This is a genomic window from Pseudomonas sp. RA_15y_Pfl1_P11 (assembly GCF_963970975.1).
GTDB lineage: Bacteria > Pseudomonadota > Gammaproteobacteria > Pseudomonadales > Pseudomonadaceae > Aquipseudomonas > Aquipseudomonas tritici.
Window position 1 is genome coordinate 96,907 of the sequence record NZ_CAXAOY010000001.1, and the last position, 26,333, is coordinate 123,239.

The 26,333-nt window shown below is 60.3% G+C and carries 21 protein-coding genes; 12 read left to right on the forward strand and 9 right to left on the reverse strand.

Features of this window, described 5'->3' with window-relative positions; translation table 11 throughout:
• Positions 1 to 125: 125 nt before the first annotated feature.
• Positions 126 to 1,046: a LysR family transcriptional regulator gene (locus AACY44_RS00450; protein ID WP_339414889.1), complete on the reverse strand. Its 921-nt coding sequence runs from the start codon at positions 1,044 to 1,046 to the stop codon at positions 126 to 128.
• A gap of 175 nt (positions 1,047 to 1,221) precedes the next feature.
• On the opposite strand from AACY44_RS00450, the gene AACY44_RS00455 reads away from it, so the two are divergent.
• The 3 genes from AACY44_RS00455 to AACY44_RS00465 are packed head-to-tail and all read left to right on the forward strand — an operon-like array spanning position 1,222 to position 3,568.
• Positions 1,222 to 1,962, forward strand: a complete 741-nt coding sequence (locus AACY44_RS00455) for a 5-oxoprolinase subunit PxpA (protein WP_339414888.1) — start codon at positions 1,222 to 1,224, stop codon at positions 1,960 to 1,962.
• Positions 1,959 to 2,663 carry a 5-oxoprolinase subunit B family protein gene (locus tag AACY44_RS00460; RefSeq protein WP_339438705.1) on the forward strand — a complete coding sequence of 235 codons (705 nt, stop codon included), beginning with the start codon at positions 1,959 to 1,961 and terminating at the stop codon, positions 2,661 to 2,663. Before AACY44_RS00455 ends, AACY44_RS00460 begins: the two co-directional genes overlap by 4 nt.
• The gene (locus AACY44_RS00465; protein ID WP_339414886.1) at positions 2,660 to 3,568 is read left to right on the forward strand and encodes a 5-oxoprolinase subunit C family protein; all 909 of its coding nucleotides are present in this window, start codon (positions 2,660 to 2,662) and stop codon (positions 3,566 to 3,568) included. Before AACY44_RS00460 ends, AACY44_RS00465 begins: the two co-directional genes overlap by 4 nt.
• A gap of 29 nt (positions 3,569 to 3,597) precedes the next feature.
• On the opposite strand, the gene AACY44_RS00470 is transcribed toward AACY44_RS00465, so the two are convergent.
• From AACY44_RS00470 to AACY44_RS00480, 3 genes are all read right to left on the reverse strand, one after another.
• The gene (locus AACY44_RS00470; RefSeq protein ID WP_049709446.1) at positions 3,598 to 4,776 is read right to left on the reverse strand and encodes a vWA domain-containing protein; all 1,179 of its coding nucleotides are present in this window, start codon (positions 4,774 to 4,776) and stop codon (positions 3,598 to 3,600) included.
• Positions 4,776 to 5,621, reverse strand: coding sequence for an AAA family ATPase (locus tag AACY44_RS00475; RefSeq protein WP_339414885.1), 846 nt, complete (start codon positions 5,619 to 5,621; stop codon positions 4,776 to 4,778). The genes AACY44_RS00470 and AACY44_RS00475 overlap by 1 nt, the downstream gene beginning before the upstream one ends.
• A gap of 99 nt (positions 5,622 to 5,720) precedes the next feature.
• Positions 5,721 to 6,797, reverse strand: a complete 1,077-nt coding sequence (locus tag AACY44_RS00480) for a DUF748 domain-containing protein (protein ID WP_339529602.1) — start codon at positions 6,795 to 6,797, stop codon at positions 5,721 to 5,723.
• A 125-nt stretch (positions 6,798 to 6,922) separates the two neighbouring features.
• Between AACY44_RS00480 and cysK the strand changes: the two genes are divergently transcribed.
• Together cysK and AACY44_RS00490 are read left to right on the forward strand one after the other, a co-directional pair.
• The gene (gene cysK, locus AACY44_RS00485; protein ID WP_339414883.1) at positions 6,923 to 7,897 is read left to right on the forward strand and encodes a cysteine synthase A; all 975 of its coding nucleotides are present in this window, start codon (positions 6,923 to 6,925) and stop codon (positions 7,895 to 7,897) included.
• A gap of 109 nt (positions 7,898 to 8,006) precedes the next feature.
• A complete protein-coding gene (locus tag AACY44_RS00490; protein WP_339414882.1) occupies positions 8,007 to 8,942 on the forward strand; it encodes an aspartyl/asparaginyl beta-hydroxylase domain-containing protein in 936 nt (311 codons plus the stop codon).
• A gap of 64 nt (positions 8,943 to 9,006) precedes the next feature.
• On the opposite strand, the gene acnA is transcribed toward AACY44_RS00490, so the two are convergent.
• Complete coding sequence (gene acnA / locus AACY44_RS00495) at positions 9,007 to 11,748, reverse strand: aconitate hydratase AcnA (RefSeq protein ID WP_339529604.1); 2,742 nt, start codon at positions 11,746 to 11,748, stop codon at positions 9,007 to 9,009.
• A gap of 196 nt (positions 11,749 to 11,944) precedes the next feature.
• On the opposite strand from acnA, the gene rlmM reads away from it, so the two are divergent.
• Both rlmM and tusA read left to right on the forward strand, forming a co-directional pair.
• On the forward strand, positions 11,945 to 13,021 hold the full coding sequence (gene rlmM / locus AACY44_RS00500) for a 23S rRNA (cytidine(2498)-2'-O)-methyltransferase RlmM (protein ID WP_339437149.1): 1,077 nt from the start codon (positions 11,945 to 11,947) through the stop codon (positions 13,019 to 13,021).
• Between the two features lie 156 nt (positions 13,022 to 13,177).
• Positions 13,178 to 13,429, forward strand: a complete 252-nt coding sequence (gene tusA, locus AACY44_RS00505; RefSeq protein WP_339414879.1) for a sulfurtransferase TusA — start codon at positions 13,178 to 13,180, stop codon at positions 13,427 to 13,429.
• Here the strand turns inward: tusA and AACY44_RS00510 are convergent.
• Positions 13,426 to 14,820, reverse strand: coding sequence for an MATE family efflux transporter (locus AACY44_RS00510; protein ID WP_339437150.1), 1,395 nt, complete (start codon positions 14,818 to 14,820; stop codon positions 13,426 to 13,428). The two genes, tusA and AACY44_RS00510, sit on opposite strands and share 4 nt — an antisense overlap.
• Positions 14,821 to 14,960: 140 nt before the next feature.
• On the opposite strand from AACY44_RS00510, the gene pdxB reads away from it, so the two are divergent.
• Entirely contained in the window at positions 14,961 to 16,103 is a 1,143-nt protein-coding gene (gene pdxB, locus AACY44_RS00515) for a 4-phosphoerythronate dehydrogenase PdxB (protein WP_339529606.1), read from the forward strand.
• Positions 16,104 to 16,155: 52 nt separating this feature from the next.
• On the opposite strand, the gene AACY44_RS00520 is transcribed toward pdxB, so the two are convergent.
• The gene (locus AACY44_RS00520) at positions 16,156 to 16,329 is read right to left on the reverse strand and encodes a PA1571 family protein (RefSeq protein ID WP_339529608.1); all 174 of its coding nucleotides are present in this window, start codon (positions 16,327 to 16,329) and stop codon (positions 16,156 to 16,158) included.
• A 245-nt stretch (positions 16,330 to 16,574) separates the two neighbouring features.
• On the opposite strand from AACY44_RS00520, the gene AACY44_RS00525 reads away from it, so the two are divergent.
• Positions 16,575 to 18,359 (forward strand): ABC transporter transmembrane domain-containing protein, encoded by a 1,785-nt coding sequence (locus AACY44_RS00525; RefSeq protein ID WP_339529610.1) that lies wholly within the window; start codon positions 16,575 to 16,577, stop codon positions 18,357 to 18,359.
• Positions 18,360 to 18,471: 112 nt separating this feature from the next.
• On the opposite strand, the gene AACY44_RS00530 is transcribed toward AACY44_RS00525, so the two are convergent.
• Positions 18,472 to 20,400: a transglycosylase SLT domain-containing protein gene (locus tag AACY44_RS00530; RefSeq protein ID WP_339414874.1), complete on the reverse strand. Its 1,929-nt coding sequence runs from the start codon at positions 20,398 to 20,400 to the stop codon at positions 18,472 to 18,474.
• Positions 20,401 to 20,613: 213 nt separating this feature from the next.
• Between AACY44_RS00530 and AACY44_RS00535 the strand changes: the two genes are divergently transcribed.
• Positions 20,614 to 22,533 carry an ATP-binding cassette domain-containing protein gene (locus tag AACY44_RS00535; protein WP_314563559.1) on the forward strand — a complete coding sequence of 640 codons (1,920 nt, stop codon included), beginning with the start codon at positions 20,614 to 20,616 and terminating at the stop codon, positions 22,531 to 22,533.
• A 182-nt stretch (positions 22,534 to 22,715) separates the two neighbouring features.
• Here AACY44_RS00535 and AACY44_RS00540 read toward each other — a convergent pair whose 3' ends face one another.
• Complete coding sequence (locus AACY44_RS00540; RefSeq protein WP_049709433.1) at positions 22,716 to 23,156, reverse strand: universal stress protein; 441 nt, start codon at positions 23,154 to 23,156, stop codon at positions 22,716 to 22,718.
• Positions 23,157 to 23,259: 103 nt separating this feature from the next.
• Here AACY44_RS00540 and AACY44_RS00545 point away from each other — a divergent pair, with 103 nt between their 5' ends.
• Positions 23,260 to 23,697, forward strand: coding sequence for a hypothetical protein (locus AACY44_RS00545; RefSeq protein WP_339414873.1), 438 nt, complete (start codon positions 23,260 to 23,262; stop codon positions 23,695 to 23,697).
• Between the two features lie 484 nt (positions 23,698 to 24,181).
• Positions 24,182 to 26,329, forward strand: a complete 2,148-nt coding sequence (gene fadB, locus AACY44_RS00550) for a fatty acid oxidation complex subunit alpha FadB (protein WP_339414872.1) — start codon at positions 24,182 to 24,184, stop codon at positions 26,327 to 26,329.
• Positions 26,330 to 26,333 lie beyond the last annotated feature (4 nt).

Genomic DNA, 26,333 nt, shown 5'->3' on the forward strand with positions numbered 1-26,333 from the left:
TAGCTATTTATCAGTGACTGATGCACCGCTATCGCAGCCTAGGCATAGCGAGCCTCTGCTACGCGATATCACATTTAGAATGTGTAGATACCGATGGCTATCGCAGGCAGCCAGCTCCCACAGTTTTAATCGGGTTTCGTCAGTAACATTCTGTCTTCACCGACTTCCCCGGCATAGCGGGCAACGACTTTCTGACACAACCCCACAATCTCCTCCACCAACTCCACCCCCACACGCCACGACACCACCACCTGCAAGTTCGGCAAGCGCTGCGCCATCGGCAGCATCACCAATTCCCCGCGCGCCAGCTCTTCTCTGACCAGCACCGGCGGCAACGCACCAATCCCAAAGCCATCGCGCAGCAAGCGGGTAATCGCCGACACCGAGTTCACGCAGTTCATCCGCGGCGCGGCCACGTCGTTGGCCTGCATCAGGCTGATGACGTCCTGGTGCGGGTGGGAATTTTTCGAGTAGGTGATGATGCGCTCCTGGGCCAGTTCGGCGAGGGAAGCGTAATCCCGATTGTAGATCGATTGGCTGGCGACGATCCACGCCATGGGGTGGCTGGCCAGCTCCAGGCTGCGTACGCTTTCGAGGCGCAGCAGGTCGGTTTGCAGGATCAGGTCGAGGAAGCCTTTTTGCAGTTGATCGCTGAGGTTCAGGGCGGTATCGGCGACCAACTCGATTTCTACCAATGGGAAATGGTCCATCAGTTCCGCCACCAGCGGGCTGAGCCACGTGTGGATCACCGTGTCCATGGCGCCGATGCGGATGCGCCCGACCTTGCTGCTGGTGGTCTCCAGGGACTGCTTCAAACCCTGCAGGGTCACCAGCATCTGCTCGGCATAATCGAGCACCTTCAAGCCTTCCGGGGTCAGGCTCACGCCGCGTGAGTCACGCAGAAACAACTTCACCCCCAGCTCGTTTTCCAGCACGGCGATGCGGCTTGAGATCGAGGCCTGGGTGGTGAACAACTTCTCGGCGGTCAGGCGGAAACTCTTGAGTTTGGCCACCCAGACGAAGGTTTCGAGAAACTTCAAATTCATGGGATCAACTTTTTCTTATGCATGGATCGGTTTTTATTAGTTGGACGCCGCACCGGGCCAGCGCCAAAAATCGAGCTATTCCACGATAAGCGCCGTTGGGGTGTCAGGACAAGTTGCGAGTTCTGCGTAAAAAATCCCACACTACAAAAAAACAAAGCCTACAGGAGCACCTACCGTGAGCCGTTTGCTACTGAATTGCGATATTGGCGAAAGCTTCGGCAACTGGGCCATGGGTCTGGACGCCGAGATCATGCCGTTCATTGATTGCGCCAACGTGGCGTGCGGCTTCCATGCCGGTGACCCGAGCATCATGCGCAAAACCGTCAGCCTGGCGCTCAAGCACGGCGTGCAAATCGGCGCGCACCCAGCCTACCAGGACCTGCAGGGCTTCGGCCGCCGCTCCATGGCTTACACTGCGCAGGAAATCCAGGACCTGTTGCACTATCAGATCGGCGCCCTTGAAGGTATGTGCCGGGCGCAAGGTGGACGGGTCAGCTACGTTAAACCCCACGGCGCGATGTACAACGACATGATGGCCAACCCTATGCAGTTGCGCGCCGTGATCCAGGCCGTCGCCGCTTATGGCGAGCTGCCGCTGATGCTGCTGGCCACTCGCGACAACAGCGTGGCCCAGGCGTTGGGTAACGAATATGGGGTGACCCTGTGGTTCGAAGCCTTCGCCGACCGGGCCTACGACAACAATGGCCATCTGGTGTCCCGCCAGTTGCCCGGCGCGGTGCACCACGACTCTGAGACCATCGTGCAGCAAGCCCTGACCATTTCCCGTGGCGAAGCGCTCACCGCCAGCGACGGCAGCCCGCTGGCCTTACAGGCCAATACCCTGTGCGTGCACGGCGACAACGCCAGTTCCGTCGCAGCTGTACAGCGCATCCGCGAGGCCTTGAAACCAGCATGAAGCCACGTATTGAAGTGGTGGCCATCGACTGCCTGATGGTACGTCTGTTTGATGCAATCGCCGAAGCCAACATGCCCTGGATGCTCGCCGCTAGCCAGCGCCTGCGCAGCGGGTTTGGCGCGGCATTGGTGGACCTGGTGCCGTCGTACACCACCTTGATGGTGCATTACGACCTCACCGTCTTGAGCCCAGCCCAGGCACGGGAGCTGATCACTCACGCCCTCACCGACCTGCAGCCGCAAGCCCAGGGCGGCGGCCAGCGCCACGTGCTGCCGGTGTGGTACGACCTGAGCGTCGGCCCGGAATTGACCTTGCTCAGCCAACGCAGCGGGCTGGCCATCGACGACGTGATCCGCCGCCACAGCGCCCACGAATATCAGGTGTTCGCCCTTGGCTTCGCGCCTGGCTTTGCCTTTATGGGGCTGGTGGATGAAATCCTCGCCACGCCACGCCTCAACACCCCGCGCAAGCGCGTGGCGGCCGGCAGCGTGGGCATCGCCGAACGGCAAACCGCCGCCTACCCGGTGGTATCCCCGGGCGGCTGGAACCTGATCGGCCGCACCCCGGCCAAGCTGTTCGACCGTGATCGCGACGGCTACAGCCTGATGCAACCGGGCGACACCGTACGTTTCGAACCGGTTGATCACGCCCAGTTCATCAAATTAGGTGGCGATGACACGCCGTTGGAGGCACAGGCATGAGCCGCTTGATCATCGAGGCCAGCACGCCGCTGTGCCTGCTGCAGGACGCCGGTCGCTTTGGCGTGCGCCACTTGGGCGTGACCCAGGGCGGCGCGCTGGATTGGGTGTCGATGTCCTGGGCCAACTGGCTGCTGGGCAACGCACTGGACGCGCCAGTGGTGGAAATCACTCTCGGCGGCTTTACCGTGCAAGCCGACGATTATTGCCTGCTGGCTCTGGCCGGTGCAGACCTGGGTGCGTATGTCGACGAGCGCGCCATCAGCCCCGGCCGCAGTTTTATCCTGCAAAAGGGCCAGCGTTTGCGCTTCACCCAGCCTTTCAGTGGTGCGCGCGCGTACCTGGCGGCGCCGGGCGGGTTTGATGCGCCGGATGTGCTGGGCAGTTGCGCCACCGTTGTGCGGGAGGAATTGGGCGGGGTAGACGGTTTTGGCAAGGCGCTGGCCGAAGGCGGGCGCCTGGTCTATTCCGGTACAGGCGGTGCAATGAAGGTGATGAATGCCCAGGAGGTGCCATCCGGTAAACCGCTGGACGTGATTGTCGGCGCGCAGATCGGTCAGTTCAGCGGCCAAAGCCTGTTCGATGCGTTCAACACCGAATGGGCCCTCGACAGCCGCGCCGACCGTATGGGCATGCGCTTGCTGGGCACGCCGTTGCAGTACCAGGGACCGTCGTTGATTTCCGAGGGGATTGCGCTGGGGGCGATCCAGGTGCCGCCGGATGGGCAGCCGATTGTGTTGCTTAATGATCGGCAGACGATTGGGGGGTATCCGCGTCTGGGGGCGTTGACGCCGCTGTCGCTGGCGCGATTGGCGCAGTGCTTGCCGGGAGAGAAGGTGAAGTTGGCGCCGGTCGTACAACCGACAGCCTACCAGCAGCACATTGAGTATTTGCGCCGATTTAACTAACGGCGCTTTTCAAAATGTGGGCGCGCCGTTTATTTGGAGAGAAACCGCATCCCTTCTTCCAACCCCCGCAGGGTCAACGGATACATCTGATCCTCCACCAACTCCCGCACAATCCCCGTCGACGCCGTATACCCCCAGGTATCCTTCGGATACGGGTTAATCCAGATCAGCTTTTTGTACTTGGCCATGAAGCGCTGCATCCACACATAACCCGGCTCTTCATTCCAGTGCTCGACGCTGCCACCCGCCTGGGTAATCTCATACGGCGCCATCGACGCGTCGCCGATAAAGATCACTTTGTAATCGGCGCCATACTTGTGCAGCAGGTCCTGGGTTGACGTGCGCTCGGACGTGCGGCGCAGGTTGTTCTTCCACACCGATTCGTACACAAAATTGTGGAAGTAGAAGTACTCCAGGTGTTTGAACTCGGTCTTGCACGCGGAGAACAGCTCTTCGCAGATTTTCACGTGGGCATCCATCGAGCCGCCGATGTCGAACAGCAGCAACAGCTTGATGGTGTTGCGTCGCTCCGGGCGCATTTGGATATTCAGCAGCCCGGCATCGCGGGCGGTGTGGTCGATGGTGCCGTCAATGTCCAGCTCTTCAGCCGCACCCTGGCGCGCGAATTTGCGCAGGCGGCGCAGGGCGATTTTGATGTTGCGCGTGCCCAGCTCGACCTGGTCGTCGAGGTTCTTGTACTCGCGCTGGTCCCAGACTTTCACCGCCTTGCCCTGGCGCTTGCCAGCATCGCCGACACGAATACCCTCGGGGTTGTAGCCGCCGGAACCGAACGGGCTGGTGCCGCCGGTGCCAATCCATTTGTTGCCGCCGGCGTGGCGTTCCTTCTGTTCTTCCAGGCGTTTCTTGAATTCCTCGATCAATTTGTCGAGGCCGCCGAGGGACTGGATCTGCGCGCGTTCCTCATCGCTCAGCGAGCGTTCGAATTCCTTGCGCAACCAGTCTTCGGGGATCAGTGCCTGCAGGTGGTCGTCGAGTTTTTCCAGGCCGTTGAAATACGCGCCGAAGGCGCGGTCAAACTTGTCGAAATGCCGTTCGTCCTTTACCAGGATTGCCCGGGCCAAGTAGTAAAACTCGTCCATGTCGGCGAAGGTCACGCGCTGTTTCAGCGCGTTGATCAGGTCGAGCAGCTCGCGCACCGACACTGGCACCTTGGCGGCGCGCATCTCGTTGAACAGGTTGAGCAGCATCAGCGATTACCGCGACGGCTCATGAACGCCAGACGCTCCAGCAACTGCACGTCTTGCTCGTTCTTCACCAGCGCACCGGCCAGCGGCGGGATGGCCTTGGTCGGGTCGCGCTCGCGCAGCACGGCTTCGCCGATGTTGTCGGCCATCAGCAGCTTGAGCCAGTCGACCAGTTCGGAGGTGGACGGTTTTTTCTTCAGCCCGGGTACTTTGCGCACGTCGAAGAACACGTCCAGCGCTTCGCTGACCAGGTCTTTCTTGATGTCGGGGTAGTGCACATCGACGATCTTTTGCAGGGTGGTGCGGTCGGGGAAGGCGATGTAATGGAAGAAGCAGCGGCGCAGGAACGCGTCCGGCAGCTCTTTTTCGTTGTTGGAGGTAATGATGATGATCGGGCGCTTCTTCGCCTTGATGGTCTCATCGATTTCGTAGACGTAGAACTCCATCTTGTCGAGTTCTTGCAGCAGGTCGTTGGGGAACTCGATGTCGGCCTTGTCGATTTCATCGATCAGCAGGATTACCCGCTCTTCGGACTCGAAGGCTTCCCAGAGCTTGCCCTTCTTCAAGTAGTTGCGCACGTCGTGCACCTTATCCACGCCCAGTTGCGAGTCGCGCAGGCGGCTGACCGCGTCGTACTCGTAGAGGCCCTGATGGGCCTTGGTGGTGGACTTGATGTGCCAGGTGATCAGTTTGGCGCCGAAGGAATCGGCCAGTTGCTCGGCAAGCATGGTCTTGCCCGTGCCAGGCTCGCCCTTGACCAGCAACGGTCGCTCCAGGGTGATGGCGGCGTTGACGGCCAGTTTCAGGTCGTCGGTGGCAACGTAGGCCTGGGTGCCTTCGAACTTCATCGGTGTTTCCTCGAATTCATCAATGGCCGGACTATACCGCGCAGCCCTGGCGACTGTGAACGCAGACGGGCTATTCAGTCTCTGAATGGTCAGTCAGGCCTAGTCCGCCGAGGGCTTGGGCTGTTCATATCGCGCATTGAATGCCTGGATGAATCCATTACGCAAAATCGAGATAAAGGCCGAGAACGCGCTGACATCTTGCTGGTGCACGCTGCCACTGAGCTCGACGCGGCTGGCGAACTGGTTTTTGCTCTGGTTTTTCAGCACTGTTTCACTGGCGCCGACCACGGCTTCCCAGATCGAGCGGAAGACGTTCTTGTCCTTGTTCTCCACGTCCTGCTTCCAGTCGAACACTTCCACGTTGCGCAGCAGCGGTTTGATGTAACCCGTCAGTTGGCCTTTTTCGGCCTGGGCTTCGATCACCACGTCGCCGGTGCCGGCCTTGAAGTCGAACTTGCCGTAGGCCGAGGCGAAGTCATTCATGCGCTTGAGCTGCAGGTCGCGAGCGCGGAAGCGCAACTCGAATTCTTCAAAGTCGCTCAGCGGATCAAACGTCGCCGTGGCCTCCAGTGGCGCCTGGCCTTGCAGCAAGGCCTTGCCTTCGAAGCGCGCGTCGCGCTTGCCTTTGACGTCCACCACGTTGGTGAGGTTGTAGAAACTGGCATTGACCGAGGTGGTGTTGATGTTCACCGGCGGTTTGGAATTGAAGTTGTGGAACGAAATCTTGCCGTCTTCAATGCGCATTTCATTCAGGGTGATCGGCAGCAGTTTTCTCAACTGTTCCTGCCAGTCGGTGCCTTCACCCGTCTGTGACGCCTGCTTGTTGGCGCCGCCGTCGACGAAGTTGAGCTCCGGCTTGACGAAATGCCCCTCGGCGACCACCGCATGGTCGTACCACAACGAGTGCCAGCTCACGGCAAATTCGATCAACGGCGCGTTGACGAACGGTACGGGCACCTTGCCGTCGACCTTGACGATCTTCAGGCCATTGATGCGATAGGCACCGCGCCACAACGCCAAGTCCACATCAGTGACTTCGCCACGGTAGTCCCCCATGTCGGCGAGCTTTTCATTCAAATAGTTGCGCACCAGATAGGGCAGCGCGATGTTCAAGGCAACCAATACCACCACCAGCCCGGCGACGGTCCATAGCGGCCAACTGTAACGACGTTTCATGGTGCAGATCTCCTTGCAGTTAGGAGGTTGACTGTTTTGAATGCGCCAACGTTCCTCCGACTGGACGCTTCGAGAGGTGAGGCATACCCTTGGGGCTTTCTGGAAACTGCCAAATAGGACCCGTCATGAGCCGTATCTTTGCAGACAACGCGCACTCCATCGGTAATACGCCCCTGGTTCAGATCAACCGTATCGCACCGCGTGGCGTGACCATTCTGGCCAAGATCGAGGGGCGTAACCCAGGTTACTCGGTGAAATGCCGCATTGGCGCAAACATGATCTGGGACGCTGAAAGCACCGGCAAACTCAAGCCGGGCATGACCATTGTCGAACCCACCTCCGGCAACACCGGCATCGGCCTGGCGTTTGTGGCCGCTGCACGTGGCTATAAATTGCTGCTGACTATGCCGGCGTCCATGAGTATCGAGCGGCGCAAAGTGCTCAAGGCCCTGGGGGCCGAATTGGTGCTGACCGAACCGGCCAAGGGCATGAAGGGCGCTATCGAAAAGGCTGGCGAAATCGTCGCCAGCGATCCGGCCACTTATTTCATGCCGGCTCAATTCGAAAACCCGGCGAATCCGGCGATCCACGAAAAAACCACCGGCCCGGAAATCTGGAATGACACCGATGGCGCCGTGGACGTGCTGGTCGCGGGCGTGGGTACCGGCGGCACCATCACCGGCGTGTCGCGCTATATCAAGAACATTCAGGGCAAGCCGATTCTGTCGGTGGCCGTCGAGCCAATCGTGTCGCCGGTGATCACCCAGGCGCTGGCCGGTGAGGAAATCAAGCCGAGCCCGCACAAGATTCAGGGCATCGGCGCCGGTTTCGTGCCGAAAAACCTCGACCTGTCGATGGTCGACCGCGTGGAGCTGGTCACCGACGACGAATCCAAGGCCATGGCCCGGCGTCTGATGCAGGAAGAAGGGATTCTGTGCGGCATCTCCTGCGGCGCCGCGATGGCCGTGGCGGTGCGCCTGGCCGAGAAGCCGGAAATGCAAGGCAAGACCATCGTGGTGATTCTGCCGGACTCCGGTGAGCGTTACCTGTCGAGCATGCTGTTCAGCGATTTGTTTACCGAACAGGAAAACCAGGCTTGATGTGAATCAGCGCAGGTAAGCTAGGCCTTCTGCATACTGGCCCAAATGTTTATCATGGCCGGCTGCTACGTCTGCTGTTGGCCAGGCGCTTATTTCCAGGAGTTGCTGCATGACCTTTTCTTTGGCCGCCAAACTGTCGGTGTTGCTGTTGTTTATTGGCAGCACGCTGTATGTGCACCTGCGCGGTAAGGCCCGTTTGCCGATGTTGCGCCAATTCGTCAACCATTCGGCGCTGTTCGCTCCGTATAACGCCTTGATGTACCTGTTCTCGGCGGTGCCGTCCAAACCGTACCTGGACCGCAGCAAGTTCCCGGAACTGGACGTGCTCAAGGACAACTGGGAAGTGATCCGCGAAGAGGCCATGCACCTGTTCGACGAGGGTTACATCCGCGCTGCCGAAAAGAACAACGACGCTGGCTTCGGGTCGTTCTTCAAGAAGGGCTGGAAGCGTTTCTACCTCAAGTGGTACGACAAACCCCTGCCGTCGGCCGAGGCACTGTGCCCGAAAACCGTAGCACTGGTGAGCAGCATTCCTAACGTGAAAGGCGCGATGTTCGCGCTGTTGCCTGGCGGCAGCCACCTCAACCCGCATCGCGACCCGTTTGCCGGCTCGCTGCGTTACCACCTGGGGTTGTCCACGCCGAATTCCGACGCCTGCCGGATCTTTGTTGACGGCGAGGAATACGCCTGGCGCGACGGTGACGACGTGATGTTCGACGAAACCTACGTGCACTGGGTCAAGAACGAAACCGAGCAGACCCGTGTGATTCTGTTCTGCGACATTGAGCGGCCGCTGAGCAACCGCGTGATGACCCGCGTCAACCGCTGGGTCAGCAAGCAGTTGGGCCGCGCGACTGCACCGCAGAACCTGGATGACGAGCGGGTGGGTGGGATCAACCAGGCGTATGCCTGGAGCAAGACGTTCAGTGACACGTTCAGCGGTGTGGTGAAGCAGTGGAAGCGCAAGCATCCCAAGGCGTACCGGATTGCCCGGCCGGTGTTGGCGGTCGTCGTGCTGGTGCTGCTGTGGAAGTGGCTGTTCTGATCGGAACGCGGTCAAAAATGTGGGAGGGAGCAAGCCCGCTCCCACATTTGATCTTCAGCGTTTGTTAGGACGCGATCAGTTGGCGCAGTACGTAGTGCAGAATGCCCCCCGCCTTGAAGTATTCCACTTCATTCAACGTATCAATCCGGCACAGCACCTCTAGCTTCTCTGTACTGCCATCCTCCCGCGTAATCACCAGCGTCAGGTTCATGCGCGGCACGATCTCTGCCTCCGTCAGCCCAAGAATGTCGACCTGCTCCTTGCCCGTCAGCTTCAGCGACTTGCGGTTCTGGTCCAGCTTGAACTGCAGCGGCAACACGCCCATGCCCACCAGGTTGGAGCGGTGAATCCGTTCGAAACTCTCGGCAATCACGGCCTTCACACCCAGCAGGTTGGTGCCTTTGGCCGCCCAGTCACGGCTTGAGCCTGTGCCGTATTCCTGGCCGGCAATCACCACCAGCGGCGTGGCCGAAGCCTGGTATTTCATCGCGGCGTCGTAGATCGGCATTTTCTCGCCGGTAGGGATATACAGCGTATTACCGCCTTCCTCGCCGCCGAGCATTTCATTGCGGATGCGGATGTTGGCAAAGGTGCCGCGCATCATCACTTCATGGTTGCCTCGGCGTGAGCCATAGGAGTTGAAGTCGCGTGGCTCCACGCCTTGTTCGCGCAGGTAACGGCCTGCAGGGCTGTCGGTTTTGATGTTGCCGGCGGGGGAGATGTGGTCAGTGGTGACCGAGTCTCCCAGCATCGCCAGCACATTCGCGCCTTTGACGTCCTTGATCACCGGCAGAGGCCCGGAAATATCGTCGAAGAATGGCGGGTGCTGGATGTAGGTGGAGTCTTTCTGCCACACGTACGTCGCGGCTTGCGGCACTTCAATCGCTTGCCACTGTTCGTCACCGGCAAACACTTCGGCGTATTCCTTGTGGAACATCCCCGTGGTGACTTGAGCGACGGCGTCGGCAATTTCCTGGCTGGTGGGCCAGATGTCTTTCAGATAGACCGGATTGCCCGCTTGATCGTTACCCAGCGGTTCGCTGCTGATATCGATACGCACGGTGCCGGCCAGGGCATAAGCCACGACCAGGGGCGGTGACGCCAGCCAGTTGGTCTTGACCAGCGGATGCACGCGGCCTTCGAAGTTGCGGTTGCCGGAGAGCACCGACGCTACGGCAAGGTCAGCTTTCTGGATGGCTTTCTCGATCGGCTCGGGCAACGGCCCGGAGTTGCCGATGCACGTGGTGCAGCCGTAACCCACCAAGTCGAAGCCGAGTTTATCCAGATAGTGGGTCAGACCTGCGGCCTTGTAGTAATCAGTGACCACCTTGGAGCCCGGGGCGAGCGAGGTTTTCACCCAAGGTTTTCGGGTGAGGCCCTTTTCCACAGCCTTTTTCGCCACCAGCCCGGCCGCCATCATCACACTGGGGTTGGAGGTGTTGGTGCAGGAGGTGATCGCGGCGATCACCACGGCACCGTTTTTCAGGCGGTAAGTGTGGCCGTCGTATTCGTAGTCGGTTTCGCCCACCAGGTCGGCATTGCCCACGGCAACCCCGCCGCCGCCTTCGCTTTCGAGGCGACCTTCTTCCTTGTTGGTGGGTTTGAACTGCAGGTCGAGGAAGTCGCTGAATGCCTGGCCGACATTTGGCAGCGACACTCGGTCCTGTGGGCGTTTTGGCCCGGCGAGGCTGGCTTCGACGCTGCCCATGTCCAGCGCCAGGCTGTCGGTGAATACCGGCTCCTGGCCGGCATTGCGCCACAGGCCCTGCGCCTTGGTGTAGGCCTCAACCAGTTTTACGGTTTCCGTAGGTCGGCCAGACAAGCGCAGGTAGTCCAGCGTTACCTCATCCACCGGGAAAAAGCCGCAGGTGGCGCCGTATTCCGGGGCCATGTTGGCAATGGTGGCGCGGTCGGCCAACGGCAGGTCGGCCAGACCATCGCCGTAGAACTCGACGAATTTACCCACCACGCCTTTCTTGCGCAGCATCTGGGTCACGGTCAGCACCAGGTCGGTGGCGGTGATGCCTTCCTTCAATTTGCCGGTGAGCTTGAAGCCGATCACTTCCGGGATCAGCATCGACACCGGCTGGCCGAGCATCGCAGCTTCCGCTTCGATCCCGCCCACGCCCCAGCCGAGTACGCCGAGGCCGTTGATCATGGTGGTGTGGGAGTCGGTGCCGACCAAGGTGTCGGGGAAGGCGTAGGTGCGGCCGTCTTCGTCCTTGGTCCACACGGTGCGGCCGAGGTATTCGAGGTTGACCTGGTGGCAGATGCCAGTGCCCGGTGGCACCACGCTGAAGTTATCGAAGGCGCTCTGGCCCCAACGCAGGAAGGCGTAGCGTTCGCCGTTGCGCTGCATCTCGATGTCGACGTTTTGCTCGAAGGCGTCGGCGTTGCCGAACTTGTCGACCATCACCGAGTGGTCGATCACCAAATCCACCGGCGACAGCGGGTTGATACGCTGCGGGTCGCCACCGGCCTTGGCCACGGCGGCGCGCATGGCGGCCAGGTCGACCACGGCGGGCACACCGGTAAAGTCTTGCATCAACACCCGTGCGGGGCGGTACTGGATCTCACGGTCGGACTGACGCTCCTTGAGCCAGGCGGCAATGGCCTTGAGGTCGGCGCCAGTGACGGTCTTACCGTCTTCCCAGCGCAGCAGGTTTTCCAGCAGCACCTTGAGCGACATCGGCAGCTTATCGAGGTCGCCCAAGCGCTTGGCGGCTTCGGGCAGGCTGAAGTAGTGGTAGGTTTTACTGTCTATTTCAAGAGTTTTAAGGGTACTCAGGCTATCAAGCGATGACATGACACGACTCCTTATGGTCCGCACGGCTACGGACCTGACGGGACGAACAGAGCTATCAACTTAGCCCTGTTTTCATTAGCAGGCTAATAACTGGACTCTATCGTTAAGTCCAAGGTTCCGAACTCCGTTATCATGCGCGGGTTTTCATGACAGGCATTGCGACAGCGCAACGTCGGTTGATTCACCAGGAGAGTTGATGAACACCCTTTTTATGCACTGCCGCCCGGGTTTTGAAAGCGAAGTCTGTTCCGAGATCGCGGACCTCGCCGCGCGCCTGAACGTTTCCGGCTATGCCAAGGCCAAGACCGGCAGCGCCTGCGCCGAATTTGTCTGCACCGAAGAAGACGGCGCTCAGCGCCTGATGCACGGCCAGCGCTTTGCCGAGCTGATCTTCCCAAGGCAGTGGGCGCGCGGGGTATTCATCGACCTGCCGGAAACTGACCGCATCAGCGTGATCCTCGCTCACCTGCAGGGTTTTCCGGTGTGCGGCAGCCTGTGGCTGGAAATGGTCGACACCAACGACGGCAAGGAACTCTCGAATTTTTGCAAAAAATTCGAAGTGCACCTGCGTAAAGCTTTATTGAACGCCGGCAAGCTGGTGGATGACCCGAGCAAGCCGCGCCTGCTGCTGACCTTCAAAAGCGGCCGTGAAGTGTTCATGGGCCTGGCCGAGCCGAACAACTCGGCCATGTGGCCGATGGGCATCCCGCGCCTCAAGTTCCCGCGCGACGCGCCAAGCCGCTCGACCCTCAAGCTGGAAGAGGCCTGGCACCACTTTATCCCCCGCGACCAATGGGACGAGCGCCTGCACGGCGACATGACCGGCGTCGACCTCGGCGCAGCGCCGGGCGGCTGGACCTGGCAACTGGTCAACCGCGGCATGCTGGTGACCGCCATCGACAACGGCCCCATGGCCGAAAGCCTGATGGACACCGGCCTGGTGCAGCACTTGATGGCCGACGGCTTTACCTTCGTGCCCAAGCAGCCGGTGGACTGGATGGTCTGCGACATCGTCGAGAAGCCTGCGCGTAACGCCGCGCTGCTGGAAACCTGGATCGGCGAGGGGCATTGCCGTGAAGCGGTGGTGAACTTGAAGTTGCCGATGAAGCAGCGTTACGCCGAAGTGAAGCGCTTGTTGGAGCGCATCGAAGACGGTTTCAAGGCGCGCGGCATTCGCGTGGAGATCGGCTGCAAGCAGCTGTATCACGACCGCGAGGAAGTGACCTGCCATTTGCGTCGGCTGGTGGAGGTGAAGAAAACCAAGGCCCGCTGAGCCCTTGAGGTGACTACAGGACCAATGTGCGGGCTTGCTCGCGAAAGCGGTATAACTGTCGAAATTTATGTTGAATGTGCCCGCGTGTTCGCGAGCAAGTCGACCCGTCGCACCGCCGCTCCCACAGGTTGAGCGGCGCCGTTTCAGGAGTGATGTATGAATCAGCCCCTCGATTTGCCCGTAGACGCTGTGCTGGACGCCACCGGCCTCAACTGCCCGGAACCGGTCATGATGCTGCACCAGCACATCCGCGACCTGCCGCCTGGCGGCTTGCTCAAGGTGATCGCGACCGACCCGTCCACGCGCCGCGATATCCCCAAGTTCTGCGTGTTTCTTGACCACGAACTGGTGGATCAGCAGGCGCTGGCCGGTACGTACCTGTACTGGATCCGCAAGAAGTCCGCTTAACCCCGCGCCTGGTCTGCGCGAATGCGCCGGCGTGCACTGCGCGCCAGGCGCACCAGCAACATCCCCGCCGCGCAGCTCAGGCCCACGATCAGCCCTTGCCACAAGCCGCTTGGGCCGCTCGGTGCGCCCAGCCAGTCGGTCAGGCCCAGGGCGTAACCCACCGGCAGCCCCACGCCCCAGTACGCGAACAAAGTCAGCACCATGGTCACCCGTGTGTCCTGATAGCCGCGCAATGCGCCTGCCGCCGTCACCTGGATCGAGTCGGAGAACTGGAACAGCGCGGCGAACACGATCAACGTCGAAGCCAAGTGAATGACCACCGGGTCCGGGGTGTAGATCGCCGCAATCTGCTCGCGAAACAGCAGCATCAGGCTGCAGGACAGGCAGGCGTAGGCCAGCGCCGTGCCCATGCCAACACCGGCGGCGAAGCGCGCTTCACGCGGTTTCCCGCGCCCCAGCGCCTGGCCCACGCGCACGGTGATGGCCATGCTCAAGGAGTAAGGGATCATGAACACCATAGAGCTGATGTTCAGCGCGATCTGATGACCGGACACCACCGTGGCGCCCAAGCCGCCAAGCAGCAGGGCGATCACCGCGAAGATGCTCGACTCGGCGAAGATCGCGATGCCGATGGGCAAGCCAATCCCCAATACGCGCTTGATGACCGCCCACTGCGGCCAATCGAAACGCTTGAACAGTTCGCTGCTCTGGTAGGCCGGGCCCCAACGGCTCCAGACGGCCAGGCCGAGCATCATCGCCCACATCGAAATGGCCGTGGCCCAGCCGCAGCCCACGCCCCCCATGGCCGGCAGGCCAAGGTGACCATAGATGAAGATGTAGTTCAGCGGAATATTCAGTGCCAGGCCGAACAGGCCCATGACCATGCTGGGCAACGTGCGGCCCAGGCCATCACTGAAACAACGCAGCACGTAATACAGCGCAATGGCCGGCATACCGGCGGCGATGCCATGCAGGTAGCCCATGGTGGGCGCGATCAGGTCCGGTTCAACCTTCATCGCATGCAGGATCGGCTCGGCGCAGAGCAGCAGCAGTGCGCCGATAATGCCGACCACCAAGGCCAGCCACAATGACTGACGCACCAATGGCCCGATTTCGCTGTAGTGACCCGCACCGTAGCGTTGGGCGACTTTCGGCGTGGTGGCCAGCAGCGTACCGCTCATGAGCAGGTAGACCGGAATCCAGATCGAGTTGCCCAGGCCCACCGCTGCCAGGTCCTGGGGGCTGACGCGGCCGGCCATCACCGCATCGACAAAGCTCATCGCGGTGGTGGCCAGTTGGCCGATCATGATCGGCAAGGCGAGTGTCAGCAGGCCGCCGACTTCCCGGGTGATGCGGACGGGGCGGCTGAGGATGGCGGTGGCAGTGTTCACGTGCAGATGTCCGGTCGAGGTAAGCGCAAGGACCGTGGATTCTACGCATTGACGCATCGGTCAGGAAAAAACCTGTGTTAGCGATTTGTAAGCGCGGGCTGCGATGCCTGTACACTGCCGGTCCGCCAAAGGAGCCTGCCATGCTGATTGTTGCCGACGAAAATATTCCGCTGCTCGATGCATTCTTCCAAGGGTTTGGCGAGATTCGCCGCGTGCCCGGCCGTTCCATCGACCGCGCGACAGTCGAGCAGGCCGATGTATTGCTGGTGCGCTCGGTGACCAACGTCAACCGTGCCCTGTTGGAGGGCAGCAAGGTGCGCTTTGTCGGTACCTGTACCATCGGCACCGATCACCTGGACCTCGACTACTTCAAGCAGGCCGGCATCCAATGGGCCAGCGCCCCCGGCTGCAATGCCCGTGGCGTTGTGGATTATGTGTTGGGCAGCCTGATGACCCTGGCTGAGATCGAAGGCGTCGACCTCAATCAGCGCACTTACGGCGTGGTCGGTGCCGGTGAAGTCGGTGGGCGGTTGGTGAAGGTGCTCAAGGGCCTGGGCTGGAACGTCCTGGTCTGCGACCCGCCACGGCAGATCGCCGAAGATGGCGATTACGTCAGCCTGGCGCAGATCATCGAGCAATGCGATGTGATCAGCCTGCACACGCCGCTGAACAAATCCGGCAACGGCTCTACCTGGCACCTGCTTGACCGCCAGCGCCTTGAGCAACTCAAACCCGGCGCCTGGCTGATCAACGCCAGCCGTGGCGCAGTGGTGGACAACGCCGCCCTGCGCGAGGTACTGCTGGAACGCGAAGACCTGCAAGCGGTGCTGGATGTGTGGGAAGGCGAACCGCAGGTGGATGTCGACCTGGCTGACTTGTGTGTGCTGGCCACGCCGCATATCGCCGGCTACAGCCTGGAAGGCCGGCAGCGCGGCACGGCGCAGATTTATAAGGCGTTCTGTTCGCACTTGGGCCAGGAACCGGGTATTCAACTGAGCGACCTGCTGCCACCGTTGTGGCTGGACGAGGTGCATTTGAATGCATCGACCGATCCGGCCTGGGCGCTGACAACCCTGTGCCGCAGCGTGTACGACCCGCGCCGCGATGATGCGGATTTCCGCCGCAGCCTTGTGGGAACCGTGGAAGAGCAGCGCAAGGCTTTTGACCTGCTGCGCAAGCATTATCCCGCACGCCGAGAGATCGACGGTGTGAAGGTGCGAATCAATGGGGAGTCGACGGCGCTGGCCAGTATCGTTTCCGCATTGGGTGCGCAGACGATTTAAACGCCAATAAAAAACCCGGCCATCTGGGCCGGGTTTGAAAGAGCGTGGCGCTTCAGCCTTGCTGGGCAGGCTTGACTAATTTTTCTTCCAGTTCGCTGCAGGCTTGCTGGATCATCTCTTCGGTGATCTGCACTTCACAGCCCTGGGCGTCGATGTACGAGCAAGGCAACTGCTGCGGCTGGCGGATCACTTCAATGTTGGCATCGCTGCTATTTTGCAAGGTCATGGCCTGTCTCCTCATCAGGTTGTATACCCACTTTAAGACCCCCGCGTGACCGAGCTGTTACAACTTCCTACCCGTTCAGCGGTTCAGACACCCAGTCGACCAGAAACCGATACAAATTTCCAGCCAGGCGTTAGACCGGTAGCCTCTAGGGGCAACATCGCGGGGCATAATTAACCTGACTCATTGTTATTTAGGCAAGTTCCCCCAATGTTGTGGTGTAGATAACTTTATCCCCTCCACAGGTGATGCCCTCCATGTTCTCAGCCCGTCAACGCCGTGCAATTCGCCTGGCCAGCCGTTTCATTGGGCCCTACCGCTGGCAGGCGCTCGGCGCCCTGTTGGCGCTTATCGTCACGGCCGGTATTACCTTGTCCATGGGGCAGGGCATTCGCTTGCTGGTGGACCAGGGCTTCATGACCCAGTCACCGCACCTGCTCAACCAGTCCATTGGACTGTTCATGATCCTGGTATTGGGCCTCGCCGCGGGCACGTTTGCGCGGTTTTACCTGGTGTCGTGGATTGGCGAGCGGGTGGTGGCGGATATCCGTCGGCAGGTGTTCAACCACCTGATCTACCTGCATCCGGGCTTCTATGAGAACAACCGCAGTTCGGAGATCCAGTCGCGGCTGACCACCGACACCACCTTGCTGCAGTCGGTGATCGGCTCGTCGCTGTCACTGTTCCTGCGCAACGCCTTGATGGTCATCGGTGGCATCGTGCTGCTGTTTGTCACCAATCCCAAGCTCACCAGTATCGTGGTGGTGGCGTTGCCGCTGGTGCTGGCGCCGATCCTGCTTTTCGGTCGGCGCGTGCGCAGCCTGTCGCGACAAAGCCAGGACCGCATCGCTGATGTGGGCAGCTATGTGTCCGAGACCCTCGGTCAGATCAAGACCGTGCAGGCGTACAACCACCAGGTGCAGGACGAACAGCGCTTCGCCATGACCGTGGAAGACGCATTCACCACCGCGCGTAAACGCATCACCCAGCGCGCCTGGCTGATTACCCTGGTGATCATGCTGGTGCTCGGCGCCGTGGGCGTGATGTTGTGGGTCGGCGGCATGGACGTCATCAGCGGGCGCATTTCCGGCGGTGAGCTGGCGGCATTTGTGTTCTACAGCCTGATCGTCGGCAGTGCCGTCGGCACCCTGAGCGAAGTGCTCGGCGAATTGCAGCGCGCCGCCGGTGCCGCCGAGCGGATTGGCGAGTTGTTGCAGTCGAGCAACGACATCCAGGCGCCGGCCAGCGGCACTGTCCAATTACCTGAGCGGGTCAGCGGCCGCATGGCGCTACACGACCTGCGCTTTTCCTACCCGTCACGGCCGGACAGCTTCGCCATCGACGGCTTGAACCTGACGATCAATCCCGGTGAGACCCTGGCCTTGGTCGGCCCGTCCGGCGCGGGCAAATCGACGATTTTCGACCTGTTGCTACGTTTCTACGATCCCCAGCAAGGCCGCATCCTGATTGAAGGCCACGCGCTGACCGATCTCGACCCCATGGACCTGCGCCGCCACTTCGCCCTGGTATCCCAGAGCCCGGCGCTGTTCTACGGCAGCGTCGAAGAAAATATCCGCTATGGCAACCCGACGGCCACTTCAGAACACGTCGAAGCCGCCGCGCGCATCGCCCATGCCCACGACTTCATCCTGCAAATGCCCAATGGCTACCAGACCCACCTCGGCGACGGCGGCATGGGCCTCTCCGGCGGCCAACGCCAACGCCTGGCCATCGCCCGCGCGTTGCTGGTGGACGCGCCGATCCTGTTGCTGGACGAGGCCACCAGCGCGCTGGATGCCCAGAGTGAACACCTGATCCAGCAAGCGCTGCCGCAATTGATGCAGGGGCGTACCACGCTGGTGATCGCGCATCGCTTGGCGACGGTGAAGAATGCTGACCGGATTGCGGTAATGGACCAGGGCAAGCTGGTGGCGGTAGGTACGCATCAGCAGTTGATTGCGAGCAATCCGTTGTATGCGCGGTTGGCGGCGTTGCAGTTCAGTGATGGGGTGGAAGAGCCTGCTTCACATTAAATCCCACTGAAAAAAATGCCCGCATCTCTCAATGCGGGCATTTTCATTGTGGCGGGCAAAAAGCGCGCAGCCTCTTTTTACTCGACAGCGCCTACATGACCGGCATTACCGGTCATTGATCATCAAAATACCGCTCATGCCAATCCACCAGCGGCTGCGGTGAATTGAGCTTCTGCCCGTAGATCACCGAATAAGACAGCACGTTCTGCACATACTGGCGGGTTTCGTCGAACGGGATGCTTTCTACCCACACATCGAAGCTCAAGTGGTCGGCACCGCGCAGCCATCGACGCACACGGCCAGGGCCGGCGTTGTAGGCGGCGGAGGCGAGGACGCGGTTGCCGTTGAACTGGCTGTGCACCTGGCTCAGGTAGGCGGCGCCGAGCTGGATGTTTTTGTCCGGGTCCAACACCTGGGCCTGGGAGGCCAGGGGGATGCTGAACTTGCGCGCAGTTTCCTTGGCGGTGCCGGGCATCAGTTGCATTAGGCCGCTGGCGCCGACGCCGGAGCGGGCGTCATCCATGAAGGCGCTTTCCTGGCGAGTGATTGCGAATATCCAGCTCGAATGCAGGCCGCGTACCTTGGCCTCACGCACCAGGGTGTCGCGGTGGGCCATCGGGAAGCGGATGTCCAGGTCGTCCCAGTACTTCGCCTGGCTGATGGTACGGATGGCCGGGAAGTACCACTTCATGTCGTAGGCCAGCTTGGCCTGGGCGACCATCTCGTCACGGTTGAAGTGACGGGTGACGTGGTACCACTCGCGGCGGCCATCGACGATCTGGCCGCGCGCATAGAACTCCAACGCACGGCGCACGCCAGGCGTGTTGCGCACCTTGTTGACCAGCGCCTTGCTCATCACCAGTGGCTTGTTGTTCAGCTGGTAGGGCGCCTTGGAGCGGTCAGCGGCGAGAAAACCGTAGAAATCGCGCTCCCGCGACAGGTTCTTGTACAAGACCAGTGCTTGGGGGTTTTTCGGCTCGGCCAGCTCCAGGCTACGGGCCTGCCAGTAGCGCCAGCGGTTGGTGGTCGCCAGGTCTTGTGGGAGTTTGCGAGTCAACTGATAGGCATCTTCCCAGCGGGCCAGGCGCAACAGTAGGCGCAGGCGCCATTCGGAGACGGTGTTGTCGCGCAACTCAGGGTCGTACTTGGTCATTACTTCAAGCGCACGTGGGTCGAAGCGCTTGGCAAGGGTCAGGCCGATCTCTCGAGCGATCGACACTTTTTCGTCACGGGAGAAGTGCATGCTGCTGGCGTAGCCGTCGAGCAGGGCCATGGCCTTGTCCGGATCCTTGCGTGCCAGGCGTCGCAGGCCCAGCCCCACGGCGTCAGACATGGCCTCGGTGGCCGGCAGGAAGCGTGATGGGTCGCTGAGCATGTCGGGCTTTTGCGCCACATCCACCATCAAGCGGCCTTGGACGCCGAGGGTTGGCAGGGTTTTCACCAGGCTGTTGGCGAGTGCGTAGTTGCGCGCTTCGGCGGCGAGCTTGGCGCGGGCCCAGATTTTCTGTTCGGTAAGTTGGCCGTCAGCCGCCCATTGCCCGAAGGTGACATCGCAGGCCGCCGGTCGGGACTTGCCGGTCATCCAGAGTTTTTCGGCAGTCTTGTAGCCTTCTGCTTTCAGATTGTGAGTGAGCTGGTACTGGCCATGCAGGCAGTCCAGTTCGACAAAATTGAGCTTGGCGTCGTAATACTTTTCAAACGTCTGCCAGTCGTCACGTTCGGCCAGCCAACGCAACCAGCGCAGCTTCATCCAGTTGGCCTGGGGCAGGTCGCCGTTTTTGGCGAGGAACTGTTCGATCTCCTGGTTACTCGCGTTTTTCAGGCGGGCGGTCAGTTCGTCGTAGGCCAGGTAGGGCGTCAGCGGATAGTCCGCCAGGGCCTGGCTGTATTGCATGTAGGGTCCGGTATCGCCCTTGGCCAGGGCGCGTTTGGCTTCATCGTAATATTGACGTTGGGTGGTGAGGTCCACGGCCTGGGCGGATTGAGCGGCGGTGGCGGAAAGAAGCAGACAAGATAAAAAGTTGAAAAGGCGGCTGCGCATGAGACGTCCGTGCAGAGAAATCACGACTAGCACCGGCATCGCCGACACTGATTGCCCCTAGCTTAGCCTTTTGCCCGCGACCGGTGAAAGCTTTGCAGGCCGGTTGGTTCAAGTTCGTTGGAAATGTCCTACAGAACGTGTCGGCAGCGAAAATGCCAGCCGCATCCCACCCTCAACTCAGGTAGAATGCGCGCCCAGTTTTTGGAGAAGCGTATGACCCTGCTCAAATTCAGCGATGTGTCCCTTGCTTTCGGCGCTATGCCGTTGTTGGACAAGGTGTCCTGGCAGATCGCCCGTGGTGAGCGGGTGTGCATCATCGGCCGCAACGGCACCGGCAAATCCAGCATGATGAAGCTGGTAAAAGGCGACCAGAAGCCCGATGACGGCTCTGTTTGGCGCGCTCCGGGCCTCAAGATTGGCGAATTGCCGCAAGAATTGCCGGTGGCCGACGGACGGACAGTGTTCGACGTGGTTGCCGAAGGCCTGGATGGCGTGGGCGAGTTGCTCGCGCAATACCATCACCTGGCGCAGAACTGTGTCACCGAAGAAGACCTGGACAAGCTGATGCACGTCCAGCAAGACCTCGAAGCCCGTGACGGCTGGCGCTTGCAGCAACTGGTCGACAGCACCTTGAGCCGCCTGCAACTGCCGGCCGACAAGACCCTCGCCGAGTTGTCCGGCGGCTGGCGTCGTCGCGTGTTGCTGGCCCAGGCTCTGGTGTCCGAGCCGGACCTGCTACTGCTCGACGAACCGACCAACCACCTGGACATCGGCGCCATCGCCTGGCTGGAAGAAGCCATCAAGGATTTCCAGGGCGCTGTGCTGTTTATCACGCACGACCGTGCCTTCCTGCAAAGTCTGGCCACGCGCATCCTCGAACTGGACCGTGGCGGCCTGATCGACTGGAACGGCGACTACGCCAGCTTCCTGGTGCACAAAGAGGCCTCTCTGGCGGCTGAAGAAACCGCCAACGCGCTGTTCGACAAAAAACTGGCCCAGGAAGAAGTCTGGATCCGCCAAGGCATCAAGGCGCGGCGCACCCGTAACGAAGGCCGCGTACGCGCCCTCAAAGCCCTGCGCGTTGAGCGCAGCGAGCGTCGTGAGCGCACCGGCAAGGCCAACATCCAGCTGGACACCGCCGACAAGTCGGGCAAGCAGGTAATGGTCCTCGATAACGTGAGCTTCGCGCACCCGGGCGGCCCGTTCCTGATCAAGGACTTCTCGATGGTCCTGGCGCGCGGCGACCGTATCGGTCTGCTGGGTGCCAACGGTACCGGCAAGACCACCTTGCTCAAGCTGATGCTCAATGGTCTGCAGCCGACCAGCGGCAGCGTGGAAGAAGGCACGCGCATCGACGTGGCCTACTTCGACCAGTTGCGCCATCAGTTGGACCTGGAAAAGACCGTGATCGACAACGTCGCCGAAGGTCGCGACTTTATTGACATCGACGGCCAGAGCCGGCACGTACTCAGTTACCTGGGCGACTTCCTGTTCAGCCCGCAACGTGCGCGTACACCCGTGAAAGCCTTGTCCGGTGGCGAGCGTGCGCGCCTGCTGCTGGCCAAGCTGTTCAGCAAGCCGGCCAACCTGCTGGTACTCGACGAACCGACCAACGACCTCGACGTGGAGACCCTCGAGCTGTTGGAAGAAGTCCTGCTGACCTTCAACGGCACTGTGCTGATGGTGAGCCACGACCGGGCATTCCTCGACAACGTGGTCACCAGCACCCTGGTCTTCGAAGGTGAAGGCAAGGTGCGTGAATACGTCGGGGGTTACCAGGATTGGCTGCGCCAGGGCGGCTCGCCGCGTCTGTTGGGCGTGACCGAGAGCAAGTCCGGCAAGGCCGACTTGACCTCTGCCGTCGTTGCCCCGGTGGCCGCTGCTGCACCCGCTCAGGAAGCCGCACCGGCTGCCAAGAAAAAACTCAGCTACAAACTGCAGCGTGAGTTGGAAGCCTTGCCAGCGGATATCGAAGCCAAGGAAAAGCAGATTGCGGCAGTAGAAGCAGACATGGCTGACGCGGGTTTCTACCTGCGTCCGGCGGCGGAAACTGCCAAGGTCATCGCTTCCCTGGAAACCTTGAACCAAGAGCTGGAAGTGTTGGTTGAGCGTTGGGCTGAGCTGGATGCCTGAGTGATTCCAATGCATTAAAAAACCCGGTGTTCACTTAGGTGAGCACCGGGTTTTTTATAGGGGAATACAGTTAAATGTGGACGCTGGCTTGCCTGCGATAGCAGTCTGTCAGTTGATACACCTGGCGACTGACACACCGCTATCGCAGGCAAGCCAGCTCCCACAGTTGATTTTCAGTGGTATTAGGAGCTCTTCACCAGTTTCACCGCCAATACATCGCACGGCGCGCCGTGCAGGACATCATTGGCAGTAGAACCCAGCAACAACGCCAAACCGTGCCGGCCATGGCTGCCCACCACGATCAAGTCGCAAGCCTTTTCCTTGGCCAAGTGGTGGATTTCCTGGCGCGGTTGGCCGTATGTCAGGTGGCAGTCTTCCTTTTTCAGGTGCGGGTATTTGAGAATCAAACGGTCCAGGCGCTCCTTGGCCTGGTCAAATTGTTGTTGCTGCAACTGGGAAAGGTCCATCGGCACGTCACCGCCAAAGGCCATGGCCATGGGCTCGACGATATGCACCAGCGACAGTATGGCGCCATTGGCCAACGCAGATTCCTGCGCGCGCTTGATCACCGGATCGCACTCTTCGGTCAGATCGACAGCGACCAGAATATGTTTGTAGGGCATGAGGCGTTCCTCCAAGGGGCTGCAATAAATTCAGTATGGCTGCTTTCAAGCGGATGCGGTTGCGTCAGGTCAAATCCGCTCATCGAAATTCGGGAGTACACATATGACGGTCTGGATAGTGGTGTCAATCCTTGTGGTGGTTCTGAGCCCTCTGGCATGGCTGCGCCCGTCGCGCCATCAGAGCGGGCGCATGGCCCTGCGCATGGAGGCGCGCCGCATCGGCCTGGCCATGCAACTGTCGCCCCAGGCGTGGCCGCACTGGCTCAAGCATGAGCCGCCGAGCCCGTGCGCGCAGTATTGCCGGCCACGGCGCGGCAGCACGCCGGCGCTCTGGAGCTATTGGCAGTTGGAACCAGGGGTATGGGTGAATCAGTGGCGTGAAGTGTGCGTCGATGAAAAGTTGTTGCCGTATTTTGCGAAGCTGCCGGACAACGTCTACAAGATCGAGGCCGACAAGCAAATGATCGCCCTGTATTGGGGCGAGAAGGGCGACGCGAGCGTCCTGAAGGAGATTGATACGCTGCTTAAAGCCCTGGCCTGATAAACAGCCGGCCATAAAAAGCCCGACATCTCATCGGGCTGGAGTTGGCCAGGCAGGCCGGTAATCTGTGTTTTCCGCGTCGGATGTTCATCCAGGCGCGTTACGGTTGTCGCTAGCCTAGCGGCATATCCCATTCTGTGCAGCCTTTTCCCGTATGTTTTCTATTATTGATTGAGTGAATAGCTGAATATTGACGGGTTGCGGGTCTATGACTCGGGTTCTGAAATGACTGGAAAGTCGCGTTTTTCCTAGCCTTTCGAGCGATTGACAATTGCCCGGAATTGGATGAAGGTGGCATACCCAAATCAAACGGGCGTATGAATTGAGCGTTTGTCTGTCAGACGACTCATACAGAATCCCGACTATCGCATTGGCGGGTGTGCCTGGCGGATGGGCTTTAACATTGACGAAATCATCAATGCTCACGCCGTTTCGCCAGCGTTCAATGTGTACTGTTCAGCTTCCATATCGTGGAGATCAGTTGATGATTTACGAAGGTAAAGCCATCACGGTTAAGGCTCTTGAAAGTGGCATCGTCGAATTGAAATTCGACCTCAAGGGTGAGTCCGTCAACAAGTTCAACCGTCTAACCCTGAATGAACTGCGTCAGGCCGTAGACGCCATCAAGGCTGATGCATCGATCAAAGGTGTGATCGTCTCCAGCGGCAAGGACGTGTTTATCGTCGGCGCTGACATCACCGAATTCGTCGAGAACTTCAAGCTGCCCGATGCCGAGCTGGTGGCTGGCAACCTCGAAGCCAACAAGATTTTCAGTGATTTCGAAGACCTCAACGTACCGACCGTCGCCGCGATCAATGGCATCGCGTTGGGCGGTGGCCTGGAAATGTGCCTGGCAGCGGACTTCCGCGTCATGTCGGCCACTGCCAAAATCGGCCTGCCTGAAGTCAAACTGGGCATCTACCCAGGTTTCGGCGGCACCGTACGCTTGCCGCGCCTGATCGGTGCCGACAACGCCATCGAGTGGATCGCTGCCGGCAAGGAAAACCGTGCTGAAGACGCGCTGAAAGTCGGTGCCGTCGACGCCGTGGTTGCCCCGGACAAACTGGCCGAAGCGGCACTGAGCCTGATCAAGGGCGCCATCAGTGGCGAGTTTGACTACAAGGCCAAGCGTCAGCCGAAGCTGGAAAAGCTCAAGCTCAACGCCATCGAACAAATGATGTCGTTCGAAACCGCCAAAGGTTTTGTGGCTGGCCAGGCCGGCCCGAACTACCCGGCGCCGGTTGAAGCGATCAAGACCATCCAGAAGGCCGCGAACTTCGGTCGCGACAAAGCCCTGGAAGTGGAAGCGGCAGGCTTCGTCAAACTGGCGAAAACCTCGGCGGCCCAGAGCCTGATCGGCCTGTTCCTGAACGACCAGGAGTTGAAGAAAAAGGCCAAGGCCTACGACGAAATCGCCAAGGACGTGAACCAGGCTGCCGTACTCGGCGCCGGTATCATGGGCGGCGGTATCGCCTATCAATCGGCGTCCAAAGGCACGCCGATCCTGATGAAAGACATCAACGAACATGGCATCGAGCAAGGCCTGGCGGAAGCCGCCAAGCTGCTGGTCGGCCGCGTGGACAAAGGTCGCATGACCGCCGCGAAGATGGCTGAAGTGCTTAACGGCATTCGTCCTACGCTGTCCTATGGCGATTTCGGCCACGTCGACCTGGTGGTTGAAGCGGTTGTCGAGAACCCGAAGGTCAAGCAAGCCGTACTGGCAGAAGTGGAAGCCCAGGTTAAGGACGACACCATCCTGGCCTCGAACACCTCGACTATTTCCATCAGCTTGTTGGCCAAGGCCCTCAAGCGTCCGGAAAACTTCGTGGGCATGCACTTCTTCAACCCGGTGCACATGATGCCGCTGGTGGAAGTGATCCGTGGCGAGAAATCCAGCGAGCAGGCTGTTGCCACCACCGTTGCCTACGCCAAGAAAATGGGTAAGAACCCGATCGTAGTCAATGACTGCCCGGGCTTCCTGGTCAACCGCGTGCTGTTCCCGTACTTCGGCGGTTTCGCCAAGTTGGTCAGCGCCGGTGTGGACTTTGTGCGCATTGACAAAGTCATGGAAAAATTCGGCTGGCCAATGGGCCCGGCGTACCTGATGGACGTGGTCGGCATCGACACTGGCCACCACGGTCGTGACGTAATGGCTGAAGGCTTCCCGGACCGCATGAAAGACGACCGCCGTTCGGCGATCGACGCGCTCTACGACGCCAAGCGCCTGGGCCAGAAGAACGGCAAGGGCTTCTACGCCTACGAGGCCGACAAGAAGGGCAAGCAGAAGAAAGTGGCCGACCCGTCGGTGCACGAAGTGCTGGCTCCGGTCATCTACGAACAGCGTGAGGTGTCGGACGAAGACATTATCAACTGGATGATGATCGCCCTGTGCCTGGAAACCGTGCGCTGCCTGGAAGATGGCATCGTCGAAACCGCCGCCGAAGCCGATATGGGCCTGGTGTACGGTATTGGTTTCCCTCCATTCCGTGGTGGTGCGCTGCGTTACATCGACTCGATCGGTGTGGCCGAGTTCGTTGCCCTGGCTGATCAGTACGCTGATTTGGGCCCGCTGTACCACCCGACCGAGAAGCTGCGTGAAATGGCCAAAAATGGCCAGAGCTTCTTCGGTTAAGCGC

Excerpts from the sequence above, each read along its gene's own strand:
- pdxB (WP_339529606.1), top strand. The coding sequence starts at position 14,961 with ATGCTGATTGTTGCCGACGAAAATATTCCGCTGCTCGATGCATTCTTC.
- AACY44_RS00460 (WP_339438705.1), top strand. The coding sequence starts at position 1,959 with ATGAAGCCACGTATTGAAGTGGTGGCCATCGACTGCCTGATGGTACGT.
- AACY44_RS00535 (WP_314563559.1), top strand. The coding sequence starts at position 20,614 with ATGACCCTGCTCAAATTCAGCGATGTGTCCCTTGCTTTCGGCGCTATG.
- AACY44_RS00490 (WP_339414882.1), top strand. The coding sequence starts at position 8,007 with ATGACCTTTTCTTTGGCCGCCAAACTGTCGGTGTTGCTGTTGTTTATT.
- AACY44_RS00465 (WP_339414886.1), top strand. The coding sequence starts at position 2,660 with ATGAGCCGCTTGATCATCGAGGCCAGCACGCCGCTGTGCCTGCTGCAG.
- rlmM (WP_339437149.1), top strand. The coding sequence starts at position 11,945 with ATGAACACCCTTTTTATGCACTGCCGCCCGGGTTTTGAAAGCGAAGTC.
- AACY44_RS00520 (WP_339529608.1), bottom strand. The coding sequence starts at position 16,329 with ATGACCTTGCAAAATAGCAGCGATGCCAACATTGAAGTGATCCGCCAG.
- acnA (WP_339529604.1), bottom strand. The coding sequence starts at position 11,748 with ATGTCATCGCTTGATAGCCTGAGTACCCTTAAAACTCTTGAAATAGAC.
- AACY44_RS00480 (WP_339529602.1), bottom strand. The coding sequence starts at position 6,797 with ATGAAACGTCGTTACAGTTGGCCGCTATGGACCGTCGCCGGGCTGGTG.
- AACY44_RS00450 (WP_339414889.1), bottom strand. The coding sequence starts at position 1,046 with ATGAATTTGAAGTTTCTCGAAACCTTCGTCTGGGTGGCCAAACTCAAG.
- fadB (WP_339414872.1), top strand. The coding sequence starts at position 24,182 with ATGATTTACGAAGGTAAAGCCATCACGGTTAAGGCTCTTGAAAGTGGC.
- AACY44_RS00470 (WP_049709446.1), bottom strand. The coding sequence starts at position 4,776 with ATGCTGCTCAACCTGTTCAACGAGATGCGCGCCGCCAAGGTGCCAGTG.
- AACY44_RS00475 (WP_339414885.1), bottom strand. The coding sequence starts at position 5,621 with ATGAAGTTCGAAGGCACCCAGGCCTACGTTGCCACCGACGACCTGAAA.
- AACY44_RS00530 (WP_339414874.1), bottom strand. The coding sequence starts at position 20,400 with ATGCGCAGCCGCCTTTTCAACTTTTTATCTTGTCTGCTTCTTTCCGCC.
- tusA (WP_339414879.1), top strand. The coding sequence starts at position 13,178 with ATGAATCAGCCCCTCGATTTGCCCGTAGACGCTGTGCTGGACGCCACC.
- AACY44_RS00525 (WP_339529610.1), top strand. The coding sequence starts at position 16,575 with ATGCCCTCCATGTTCTCAGCCCGTCAACGCCGTGCAATTCGCCTGGCC.
- AACY44_RS00545 (WP_339414873.1), top strand. The coding sequence starts at position 23,260 with ATGACGGTCTGGATAGTGGTGTCAATCCTTGTGGTGGTTCTGAGCCCT.
- AACY44_RS00540 (WP_049709433.1), bottom strand. The coding sequence starts at position 23,156 with ATGCCCTACAAACATATTCTGGTCGCTGTCGATCTGACCGAAGAGTGC.
- cysK (WP_339414883.1), top strand. The coding sequence starts at position 6,923 with ATGAGCCGTATCTTTGCAGACAACGCGCACTCCATCGGTAATACGCCC.